Annotated in this window: 11 protein-coding genes; 4 read left to right on the top strand and 7 right to left on the bottom strand. The window is 41.3% G+C overall.

All coding sequences use genetic code 11. The annotated features are described in order from the left end of the window. Window positions 1-10: 10 nt before the first annotated feature. Both glpK and FJR73_RS06340 read right to left on the bottom strand, forming a co-directional pair. Window positions 11-1,519, bottom strand: a complete 1,509-nt coding sequence (glpK, locus tag FJR73_RS06345) for a glycerol kinase GlpK (protein ID WP_140833985.1) — start codon at window positions 1,517-1,519, stop codon at window positions 11-13. A 159-nt stretch (window positions 1,520-1,678) separates the two neighbouring features. Continuing rightward, a complete protein-coding gene (locus FJR73_RS06340) occupies window positions 1,679-3,106 on the bottom strand; it encodes a helix-turn-helix domain-containing protein (RefSeq protein WP_140833983.1) in 1,428 nt (475 codons plus the stop codon). Between the two features lie 164 nt (window positions 3,107-3,270). Here FJR73_RS06340 and hslO point away from each other — a divergent pair, with 164 nt between their 5' ends. Genes hslO through FJR73_RS06325 form a run of 3 tightly spaced genes read left to right on the top strand, consistent with a single transcriptional unit; the run spans window position 3,271 to window position 5,657 of the window. Then, window positions 3,271-4,143, top strand: a complete 873-nt coding sequence (gene hslO, locus FJR73_RS06335) for an Hsp33 family molecular chaperone HslO (RefSeq protein ID WP_140833981.1) — start codon at window positions 3,271-3,273, stop codon at window positions 4,141-4,143. Continuing rightward, window positions 4,130-5,110 carry a tRNA dihydrouridine synthase DusB gene (gene dusB, locus FJR73_RS06330; RefSeq protein ID WP_162927899.1) on the top strand — a complete coding sequence of 327 codons (981 nt, stop codon included), beginning with the start codon at window positions 4,130-4,132 and terminating at the stop codon, window positions 5,108-5,110. Before hslO ends, dusB begins: the two co-directional genes overlap by 14 nt. Before the next feature lies 1 nt (window position 5,111). Further along, window positions 5,112-5,657, top strand: a complete 546-nt coding sequence (locus FJR73_RS06325; RefSeq protein ID WP_140833978.1) for a cysteine hydrolase family protein — start codon at window positions 5,112-5,114, stop codon at window positions 5,655-5,657. 75 nt (window positions 5,658-5,732) lie between these two features. Here FJR73_RS06325 and FJR73_RS06320 read toward each other — a convergent pair whose 3' ends face one another. Next, on the bottom strand, window positions 5,733-6,407 hold the full coding sequence (locus FJR73_RS06320; protein WP_140833976.1) for a hypothetical protein: 675 nt from the start codon (window positions 6,405-6,407) through the stop codon (window positions 5,733-5,735). Between the two features lie 278 nt (window positions 6,408-6,685). Between FJR73_RS06320 and FJR73_RS06315 the strand changes: the two genes are divergently transcribed. Beyond that, window positions 6,686-6,916, top strand: a complete 231-nt coding sequence (locus FJR73_RS06315) for a hypothetical protein (protein WP_140833975.1) — start codon at window positions 6,686-6,688, stop codon at window positions 6,914-6,916. Window positions 6,917-6,989: 73 nt separating this feature from the next. Here FJR73_RS06315 and FJR73_RS06310 read toward each other — a convergent pair whose 3' ends face one another. The 4 genes from FJR73_RS06310 to FJR73_RS06295 all read right to left on the bottom strand — a co-directional run bounded on the left by FJR73_RS06310 (window position 6,990) and on the right by FJR73_RS06295 (window position 11,254). Beyond that, complete coding sequence (locus tag FJR73_RS06310) at window positions 6,990-9,422, bottom strand: ATP-dependent Clp protease ATP-binding subunit (protein ID WP_140833973.1); 2,433 nt, start codon at window positions 9,420-9,422, stop codon at window positions 6,990-6,992. 1 nt (window position 9,423) lies between these two features. Then, window positions 9,424-9,882, bottom strand: a complete 459-nt coding sequence (locus tag FJR73_RS06305) for a CtsR family transcriptional regulator (protein WP_140833971.1) — start codon at window positions 9,880-9,882, stop codon at window positions 9,424-9,426. Window positions 9,883-10,362: 480 nt separating this feature from the next. After that, the gene (locus tag FJR73_RS06300) at window positions 10,363-10,707 is read right to left on the bottom strand and encodes an HK97 gp10 family phage protein (RefSeq protein ID WP_004261968.1); all 345 of its coding nucleotides are present in this window, start codon (window positions 10,705-10,707) and stop codon (window positions 10,363-10,365) included. A gap of 136 nt (window positions 10,708-10,843) precedes the next feature. Next, a complete protein-coding gene (locus FJR73_RS06295) occupies window positions 10,844-11,254 on the bottom strand; it encodes a DUF722 domain-containing protein (RefSeq protein ID WP_061864797.1) in 411 nt (136 codons plus the stop codon). Window positions 11,255-11,484 lie beyond the last annotated feature (230 nt).

The raw sequence follows: 11,484 nt of genomic DNA, 5'->3' as shown, positions 1-11,484 counted from the left end.
TCTCCCAGTATTAGTCGTCTACTTCCGCAAAGACTTGAGTTGCTTTCACAGCCTTCTTCCAGCCTTTGTAGAGTTGTTCCTTGCGGGATTCGTTCATAGATGGTTCAAAGAGTTCTCCTGTCTCATTCAAGAGTTTCAACTCATCCAAGTCTTTCCAATAGCCCACTGACAAACCTGCTAGGAAGGCTGCCCCTAGAGCTGTTGTTTCTAAGTTTTTGGCGCGTGCGATGTCGATTCCCAAAATGTCGGCCTGGAACTGCATGAGGAAGTTGTTCATAGCTGCACCACCATCTACTTTCAAGACCTGGATAGCTGTCTGCGCATCCACTTGCATGGTGTCGATGATGTCACGTACTTGATAAGCAATTGATTGAAGAGTTGCCTTGATAAAGTCTTCCTTACTTGTTCCACGAGTCAAACCAAAGACAGAACCACGAGCGTTTTGGTTCCAGTATGGAGCACCTAGACCTGTAAAGGCTGGAACGACATAAACTTCATCATCGTTGTGAGAATCACGAGCGTATTTTTCAGATTCTGGTGAATTCTCAACCATGCGAAGACCATCACGAAGCCATTGAATCGCACTTCCTGCGATGAAGATAGAACCTTCTAAAGCATAGTAGACCTTGCCATTGATTCCGTAACCAATTGTTGTCAAGAGGTTGTTTTCAGACAACTGCATTTCTTCCCCAGTGTTCATGATGATGAAAGAACCTGTTCCATAAGTATTTTTAACCATACCTGGTTCAAAGGCCAACTGTCCAAAGAGAGCTGCCTGTTGGTCCCCTGCCATACCTGAGATTGGCACTTCTCCACCATAGAAATGGAATGGAGCTGTCTTACCATAGATTTCAGAGTTAGAACGAACTTCCGGAAGCATAGCCTTAGGAATGTTGAGAATTTCCAGAATCTCATCATCCCATTTGAGTTCTTTAATGTTATAAAGCATGGTGCGAGCTGCGTTTGAGTAGTCCGTCACGTGAGCCGCACCGTCTGTCAATTTCCAAACCAACCAAGTATCAATGGTACCAAAGAGCAATTCACCCTTTTCAGCTCGCTCTTGAGCACCCTCTACATGGTCCAAAATCCAACGAACCTTGGTAGCTGAGAAGTAAGCATCGATAATTAAACCAGTCTTTTCATGGAATTTTTCCACATAACCTTGGTTTTTCAGTTGTTCAGCCAGAGGAGCAGTTTGGCGTGATTGCCAAACGATAGCATTGTAGATAGGAAGCCCTGTTTTCTTATCCCAGACAACCGTTGTTTCACGCTGGTTGGTAATCCCGATTGCCTCGATTTGATTTGGCTTGACACCACTTTCGATGAAAGCACCCGCAATAACTGACTGAACAGAGTTCCAAATTTCATTAGCATTGTGTTCTACCCAACCTGCGTGAGGGAAAATTTGAGTGAACTCTTTTTGACTAGAGCTAACCTTTTCCCCTTTTTTGTTGAAAATGATGGCACGAGAACTTGTTGTTCCCTGGTCAATAGCCATGATGTATTTTTCTTGTGACATGTGATGTCCTCCTCATAAAGATCTTGAGGATGTCTCCTCTTTACACTAACTAGTATACAAAATAAAGCGCTTTCTTGTTTATCAACTTTTTTTAATTTTTAAAAAAATGTGAGGAGATTGTGTAAATTTCACAAAAAAGACCTGGAAGCACCAAGTCTTTTAAGTGAATAATAACTGACGAATCCCTGCCAAATCTTCCATATCCAAGTCGTTTTTTAAATAATAGACTGGTATCTGTTCCTTCTTATGAATCGGGTTATTTGTAACCAGCAAATCATAATGCCGAGTTCGGTCATAGGCTTCAATGGTGATAAAACGATTGTATTCCAAATACCGTTTTAAAATAGCTGCCATCCTTGAAAAGACAAGAAAACCAGATGTCAAATCCAGACCAATCCGCATATGCTGGCCACCATTTTCAGCCATATATTCGATCAACTGGAGCCATTCCCAGAAAATTTTCTTATCCAAATCCGTCCCCTGCTGAAAAGTGGGCAAGGTATGAAAAATCTCTTCTGCTGTCTCTTTAAAATCATGTTCCATCAACAAATAAGGATGACGATTCTCTAACTGGTACTTGTAGCGGTCCTGTAAAATATAGCCCTTGTATAGATAGACTTGAGCACAAAGCTGACTAAGTTCATAGGTGACATGGTCCTCTGTATAATCACCCAGCAATTCCTCCTTCTTCATTTCTTGAATCAATTGCGTCAGCAAACCTACTAATTGCCCTCCAAAACCAAGAATATACTCCATAGTATGAAGAGGAAGAATGCGATGAGACAAGAGGAAAGAGAAGAATATCATCATCTCACCATCCTCAGTTCCCAGTGGAAGGTGTTGTCCAGCGAAAAAAGACGAGGTCTTTCTGAGCAAACGAAGGTAGAAAATATTGTCAAAATACCCTCTCATTTTCTCTTCTATGACTTGAAACTGACAGGCATTGACCCGAAGACGTTGTTGACTGATGTGAGCCCAGAGAATCAAATCTAATTTCTGCCCCGAAGACAAACTTGCACCGCAGATTTCTTCTAGTGTAGCAATTTCCTGCTTTCTCTCTGGTCTCTGCATATGGTCTTCCCATTCCTGACTCGACCAGATCTTGCGTAAAAGACAGAAATAGAAATAGCGAATCTGATGCTCTGGACCTCGCCAACGTCCATTTTGGATGGATAAGTCAAATTCTGACAAAATCTGATTTAAACTAGCCAAGTGACGACCAAGCGTAGCCTCGCTAATCATCAATTCTTGAGCCAGCTGATGGGCTAAAAACTGTTGGTGGTAGAGAAGATAGACCAAAATCTGATATTTAACAGCATTTTCCAAAAACAAGCTCCGGATATCTCTCCCCTTGGTAGCTGCACCGATAGACAGACGCAGATTTTCATCTTCTAAGGATATGTTTAGCTCTAAACCACTGTCCGAAGCCTTATCATTGAGCAGGGTGACATATTTGGTTAGGGTTGCTTTTGAAAATCCTGTTTCCTCCATTACAGCCTTGACGGTCGTCTGAGACTCTTGTAATAGAAAGGAAAAGATTGAAAATTGGCCAGATTCAGCCTTTTCCATCAAATCTCCTAAATACATTTGTTACCCCTTTCATTTTCTACCTTAAGCATAGCATAAATCTTACAAATGCTGAAATAATCTGTTTCTCTTTTTATTTACCTGCTGATTTCCTGGTCCATTATCCTGAAAATCAGCAAACACACGGCTCCCCCTTTGGGCATTTTTATGCTAAAATAGTAGCTATGGATAAAATTATTAAAACTATATCAGAAAGCGGAGCCTTTCGTGCTTTTGTCCTTGACAGCACAGAAACCGTCCGCATTGCTCAAGAAAAACACCAAACCCAAGCTAGCTCAACTGTAGCGCTTGGTCGAACTCTTATCGCTAGCCAGATTCTCGCAGCCAATGAAAAAGGAAATACTAAACTAACAGTTAAGGTTCTGGGATCTAGCTCACTAGGTGCCATCATCACCGTCGCTGATACCAAGGGGAATGTCAAAGGTTACGTTCAAAATCCAGGTGTCGATATCAAAAAGACTGCAACTGGTGAAGTCCTAGTCGGACCTTTTGTTGGAAACGGTCAATTCCTCGTTATCACAGACTACGGCATTGGAAATCCTTACAACTCTATGACTCCCCTCATCTCTGGAGAAATCGGTGAAGATCTGGCCTTTTACCTGACCGAAAGCCAACAGACCCCTTCTGCTGTCGGCCTCAATGTCCTTTTAGACGAAGAAGACAAGGTCAAGGTTGCAGGTGGTTTCCTAGTCCAAGTCTTGCCGGGAGCCAAGGAAGAAGAGATTGCTCGCTTTGAAAAACGCATCCAAGAAATGCCAGCTATCTCAACGCTTCTCGAAAGTGAAGACCATATCGAAGCCCTTCTCAAGGCTATCTACGGTGACGAGACCTACAAGCGTCTTTCTGAAGAAGAAATCCGTTTCCAATGTGACTGTAGCCATGAACGCTTTATGAACGCTCTTGCCAGCCTTCCAAGCTCAGACTTACAGGAAATGAAGGACGAAGACCACGGAGCAGAAATCACTTGTCAATTCTGCCAAACCACTTACAACTTTGATGAAAACGACCTGGAGGAACTCATTCGTGACAAATCTTAATACACCTTTTATGATTGGCAATGTTGAGATTCCCAATCGTACCGTTTTAGCACCCATGGCTGGCGTGACCAACTCAGCCTTTCGTACCATTGCAAAGGAGCTCGGAGCTGGACTCGTTGTCATGGAAATGGTCTCTGACAAAGGAATCCAATACAACAACGAAAAAACCCTGCATATGCTTCATATCGATGAAGGCGAAAACCCTGTCTCTATCCAACTTTTTGGTAGCGATGAAGATAGCCTAGCACGCGCAGCAGAATTTATCCAAGAAAATACCAAGACCGATATCGTTGATATCAACATGGGCTGTCCAGTTAACAAAATCGTGAAGAACGAAGCTGGCGCTATGTGGCTCAAGGATCCAGATAAGATCTACTCTATCATCAACAAGGTTCAATCTGTCCTTGATATTCCCCTTACTGTCAAAATGCGTACCGGCTGGGCTGACCCATCTCTTGCAGTAGAAAATGCCCTCGCTGCTGAAGCTGCAGGTGTTTCTGCCCTTGCTATGCATGGTCGTACACGCGAACAAATGTATACAGGTCATGCAGACCTTGAGACCCTTCACAAGGTCGCTCAAGCTTTGACCAAGATTCCATTTATCGCCAACGGTGATATCCGTACTGTCCAAGAAGCCAAACAACGCATCGAAGAAGTTGGTGCTGACGCAGTTATGATTGGCCGCGCTGCCATGGGAAATCCTTACCTCTTCAACCAAATCAACCATTACTTTGAAACAGGAGAAATCCTCCCTGATTTGACTTTTGAAGACAAGATGAAAATCGCCTACGAACACTTGAAACGCTTGATTAACCTCAAAGGGGAAAACGTCGCAGTTCGTGAATTCCGAGGACTCGCTCCTCACTACCTCCGTGGAACATCTGGCGCTGCCAAACTCCGTGGAGCTATTTCACAAGCTAGCACTCTGACAGAGATTGAGGCTCTCTTGCAATTGGATAAGGCATAAAATGGTTCATACTGCTCTACTGATTATCGATATGCAAAAAGCATTTGATAACCCTATCTGGGGAGAACGGAACAACCCTCAAGCTGAACAACAAGCACTGAGGGTACTGGCATACTTTCGTAAACACGCTCTTCCAGTCTTACACGTTCAACACATATCTGACAATCCCCAGTCGCAATTTCATAACAAACAAAATCAGGTGTTTAAAAGTGGATTTGAGCCAGTTACTGCAGAACCTGTCTTTCAAAAAACGGTTAATAGCGCCTTTATTGGAACAAATCTTGAAACATATTTACGAACAAATCAGATTTGTCATTTAGTCGTTGTTGGTTTGACCCTGCCTCATTGTGTATCTACTACGACACGAATGGCAGCAAATCTTGGTTTTGAAGTCACTTTACTAGCAGATGCTACTGCCAGTTTTACCCTATCTAACAAAAACGGTCAGACCATCTCTCCTGAGACTATTCATGAAATTCATCTCCTTTCTCTACAAGATGAATTTGCTCAAATTCTTACTACAGAAGAATTTTTAACCCAAGTATGAGTATAAAATAATCCGTCAACTCTTATTTGAGCTGACGGATTTTCTTTGACTGTAAAATTCAAATACTGAGAGCTATTATTGACTCAAAGCAACGCTGGAAACCTTACCATCCGCTCCTGTTGTAATTTGGATGATTTTTCCTCCACCGATTTTGGCATTATACTTACCATCATCAAGAGTATAAGAATAGCCTTTGATAGAGTAATTTTCTTTCTTTCCATCAGCAGATTCTACTGTAAATTGACCGCCTGATGAAACTGTGATGGTTTCGCCATTTTCTCCCTTCCAATTGCCCGCTGCAGCTGAGAAATCACCATCTACCATGGTTAAAACACCCTTGTAGCGTTTATTTTGCTCTGCTTGCTTATCTTGAAGTTTGCGGTCAGTTGTAGAATCATAGCTTGATTGGTTAGACTGGGCTTGAGGAGCCTGAGCAGGCGTTTGTTGACTAGCTGCCTGTTGATTAGACACCTCTTGACCTTGTCTTTGTTCTGGTGCTACTTGTGATGGTGCTGCACTTGCTGAAGACTGATCAGTAGACGCCTTGGCCTGTTCAGATGAAGCTGAACTTGAAAACTTCTGAGTCTTGCTTTCTTTGCTAGCAGAAGCTGCTTTGGAGCTTGATGATTGGCTTGTCTTAGCAGAACTGCTCACTTGAGTTGTTTCCTTTTTATTTCCACAAGCTCCTAATAGTATAGTTGATGCTAATACTGTAGCTGTCATCAATTTGATATAGGTTTTCTTTTTCATTTTTCTACTCCTTTGTAATATTTTTGAAATATTGAGAAATCTTTTTGTAATATAATTGTAACATCGGGATTTAAATATGTCAACAATTTATCTAAACTATTTTAAAAATCTTAAATACTTTAGATACATTTACTCCTCCTACTCTTCTATTCGTAATAAAACAGAAAAAAATTCCTATTTTGATTAAAATTGTTTAAATCCCCTTTGTGTAATCGCTTGCATTATTGAGTGTGAAGGAATATAATAACATTGAAATAGAATATAGGAGGTGTAGGCTTATGTTAAGCAAATATTACAAGTATCTTCCTTGGTTGATTTTAGATGCTTTCGCTTCTTACGGGGCAGCTACTCATTACGCTCAAACAACATTTGATTTGTTCTTCTTAACTATCGTTTTTATGATTGTCTACGTGGCTTTATTGTATTTACACGAAACCTATTTAAAATATAAATACAAAGACTTCTTTACTCACATATTGAGTAATCCTAAGAAAGATAGCCATCCCTAAAAACAGTCGCAACAGCAAAGCAGACTAATAAAGGTAAACAAAGAGGTCGGGAACTTTGTCCCGACCTCGTTTTTTATGCAATATCAAATTTTAACTGGCCTGCTTTGACACCAATCTTAAGTGTGCTGCCTGCCACCAAATCTCCCTTAAGAAGAAGTTCTGCTAACTTGTCTTCCACTTCTGTTTGCAGGGTTCTGCGAAGTGGACGAGCTCCCATCTCTGGGTCATATCCTTGATTTGCCAATAATTTCAGTGCGGAAGCTTGTAATTTCAAGTCAATACCTTTTTCAGCCAAACTTGCTACTAAAGGTTTGACCATAATCTTCACCACTTCCTGCATATGGTCACTAGATAGGCTATGGAAGACCACCTTTTCATCAATACGGTTAATAAACTCAGGTCTATAAGCTTTTTTCAGCTCTTCGAACATGCGTTTCTCCATATTTTTCTGATCAAAACGAATATCCTTAGCCCCAAATCCAACTGTCTTGTCATCACGAAGGGCTGTCGCACCAAGGTTTGACGTCATGATGATAATGGTATTTGAAAAGTCAACCTTGCGTCCCTTACTATCAGTCAAGACACCGTCATCCAAGACCTGCAAGAGAACATTAAAGATGTCTGGGTGGGCCTTCTCTACTTCGTCAAAGAGGAGAACGGAATAGGGTTTGTTGCGAACCTTCTCGGTCAACTCCCCACCTTCTTCATAGCCCACATAGCCCGGAGGAGCTCCATTGAGACGGCTGGCTGCAAATTTCTCCATATACTCACTCATATCAAAGCGGATAAGAGCTGATTCGTCATCAAAAAGAACTTCTGCCAGAGCCTTAGCCAATTCAGTCTTACCGACACCTGTAGGCCCTAAGAACATAAAGGAACCAATCGGACGCTTATGACTGCGAATCCCTGACTGGTTGCGGCGAATGGCACGGCTAATGCTTGAAACAGCTTGATCTTGGCCGATGACACGTTTGTGCAATTCAGCTTCCAAATTCAGGTATTTCTTAGCGTCAGTCTGAGTCAGTTTTTGGACTGGAATACCTGATAAACGACTCAAGGTAGTCAAAATATCAGACTCTGTCACCAAGTCTTTATAGACAGGCACTTCCTCTTCTTTTGCTATTAGCTGGGCTGCCTGTTTCCACTTGCCATCCATCAAGGCCTTGTCAGCTGGACTCAAACCTGAATCGTCTGCTTTTACATGCTTTACCTTATTTTGCACTGTTGCTGCTGCCTCATCCAAAAGGTCGATAGCAGAATCTGGTAAGTGACGACTAGTTAAGTAACGATGGGCCATCTTAACCGCTGTTTCAACCGCTTCATCTGTGATTTGCACACGATGATGTTTCTCATAAGTCGCCTTCAAGCCTTGCAAAATGGTCATGCTGTCTGCCACACTTGGCTCTTCAATCGTCACTTTAGCGAAACGACGAGAAAGAGCTGTGTCTTTTTCAATGTGTTTTTGGTATTCTTCTTGAGTGGTGGCACCAACCGTTCTCAAAGTTCCACGCGCCAAGGCTGGTTTCAAGATATTGGCCGCATCTAGAGTTGAGTCAATCCCACTACCAGAACCCATGATAGTGTGGAGTTCATCGATAAAGAGGATGACTTGGCCATCTTCTTCAATATCCTTAATGATATTGTTCATGCGTTCTTCAAAGTCACCACGGAAACGTGTCCCTGCAACGACATTCATCAAATCCAGCTCCAACACGCGCATCTTAGCCATTTCCGCAGGTACATCACCACTAGCAATACGCTGGGCAAGACCAAGCGCCAGAGCTGTTTTCCCGACACCAGCATCCCCGACCAAGACAGGATTATTCTTGGTTTTACGGCTCAAGATTTGAATCATACGTGAGATTTCCTTGTCCCGACCGATAACTGGCTCTAACTTGCCAGAACGCGCTTGCTCTGTCAAATCATGCGTATAGTCCTCGAGACCACCGCTCGGAGTCTGGGGCATGCCCATCATATTGGCCATAGAATTTTGCTTGTCAGCTACTGTACGATGGCGTTGGCGTAAAGCCTTGAGATCTTCACGAGTCCAGCCTGCTCGTTCTTCTAAATTTCGACGAAGGGCTGCAATCTTAATCTGATCTTTCTTGTCTTCATAAGAAAAACCAGCCCTCTCCAAGATACGAGTTGCCAAGGCATTGCCATCATGCAAAATCGCATAAAGGACGTGCTCCGTCCCTAGCACCTTAGCATGGACCACTGATGCTACATACTCTGCTTCATCAAAAAGGACCTGCAAACGATGAGAAAACGGCAATTCCGTAAAGGTTTCATCCTGGCTATAGTCCGTTTCAGTCAGTTCCAAAGCGACCTCTTCTAAACGGTCCATCTCATATGGATAGTCATTTAAAGTTGCCCCTGCCACACTATAACTGTGATTGGACATGGCAATCAACAAGTGCCAAGACTCTAGATAACGAGCTCCAAAATGGCCAGCAACCATGTAGGCACTTTCGATACATTCATTCAATGCTTTTGAATAGTTCATCTTACTTCCCTTTTCTATCTACCTCTTGTATGACCTGTCGTAGCATATTAGCTCGAAGGACTGGAGCTTCTTCTCCTAAAACGCGATCCAAAGCTACTGTCATTAGCAAATTCATCTCCTGCTTGGTCATCAATTCCTGCTCAACCAAAAGTTGCAGAATATCCTCATAAATTTCTTGACTGACCCGCTCACCAATCGAGTAAAGCAAATCGCGGAGCATTTCATGATGACTAGAAAACTCAATCCTTCCTATACGAATGTATCCTCCGCCACCACGCTTACTTTCAACCAAGTAGCCTCTACTTTCCGTAAAGCGTGTCTTGATCACATAGTTAATCTGACTAGGAACAACCTGAAAGGTATCTGCCAACTGACTTCGTTGCAATTCCACAATACCAGATTGATCTAAAATCGCCTTGATGTAGGCCTCAATATGATCCGATGTATTTTTAAATCTCATTACAAACCCACCTCTCTCTTTAAACCTTGACTATCTTTGACTATACTATCATTTAACACTCTATAAGTCAAATTTTTAGAGCTCAGCCCTTGAAAATACTGACTTTCTTTAAAAACATTTAGGCATTAAAACGCCTTAGTTTTTCTTGAAAGTTCCTAAAAAAGTCCACAAAAAAGAGCCCTAAAAAGGGCGTAATATTGATGAGTTCAGCAGGCAAGAAACTAGCACGGTCAGACGTGCTTTTTTTATTACCTGGTAATATTATAGCATATCCTCTCAAACTTATATATAACCAGAATCCCGCAAAAGAAAAAGATAAAAGCATAGAGGATAGGGAAAAAGCTGTTCTTACTTTTATTTTATCAAATAGCAATATGAGAAGCAAGGATAAAAAGCCCTCAGAAATAAATCTAAGGACTTAAATAACGATGTGTTGGTTTGCTCACTTAATTAGTCTACTTAATACTATTCAATTATAGTTTACTTTGAAATGTTCTTAATCCTTTCTGTAAATTTTTGAATCGCATTCAGTTCTGCAGGTCTTAAATGAGGGTACGCCTTAGTCCTCCCCCCATTTCGTTTAATATGTCCAAATTCAAGTAAATGAGTAAGAGAGCCGTATTTAAAACTATATACGACCCAAACTCCATTTCTCACTCTTTTCTTACGCCATCCTTTTGAATATTTACCTGTTCTTTTAGGGCTAGTTTCCTTTAATTCTTTAACTGTTTCTTTAGCGACTTGCTCCGCAATTTTATCAACTTCTTCATTAACCTCTTCGCAATATTCTGCTAAAATATTTGCTAATTGTGCTGCTAAATCCATTTTCTAAAAACTCCTTCTATTTTTTTAAAATATCAACTTTTTACCCCCTTTTTGGTTGACAGCTTCCGACTTGGAAAAAGTTACCGCTCCCGGTACCTAAAATCAACGAAAATGCTTTACAAAGTGGGGGGGAGTGTCAATATCCTTTCAGTTCTATAAATCTTTTAGCGATTACTTTTCTTCGACTATTTATATAACGAGTAGTTTTATTTAGTTTCTCTGCCACGTCTTCCCAAGTCGCACCAGCTTCTAAATATCTCATTTTAAAAATGACTAGATCACTTTCAATTAAGTTTTCCATCAAGGTATCTACAACTAGTTTGAAGCCTTCTAAATATCTTAGTGTTTGGTCTTCTTCAATTCTAATGATTGTCGCTTCAGTAGGACTAGATACTGTCTTGCCTTTCCCACCAGTATAATCTTCAGCGCTATGTTTCTTATTATGTATTAGTTCCTGTCTTCTCAAATAAATTTTATTAGCAAGCGTTCTATACCGTCCTAACTCAATATCTATCCCGTCCAAGTCTCTGTTACTCAACTCGTACATAGGCAAGTACCTCCACTTAAATTTTAAAAATTTTTTATCTTGCAATTTGTCAAATTGTAAATTCTGTCAAACTGACAAAAAGCGCTAAAAGCCTTCCAACACTCCACTTATCAGGTATCATTGTTTTAAGTTTGACAACTCTTCAGTATGACAAGTTCAAGGGAAATTTCTTTAATTTATCCCCTCAGTTTCTCATATCTTACATTCTGTGAAACTCACTCCATTCTGTA

It is taken from the genome of Streptococcus sp. D2 (genome assembly GCF_006385825.1).
GTDB lineage: Bacteria > Bacillota > Bacilli > Lactobacillales > Streptococcaceae > Streptococcus > Streptococcus shenyangsis.
The sequence above is the reverse complement of the archived record's forward strand: the minus strand, read 5'-3'. Positions and strand labels throughout refer to the sequence as shown.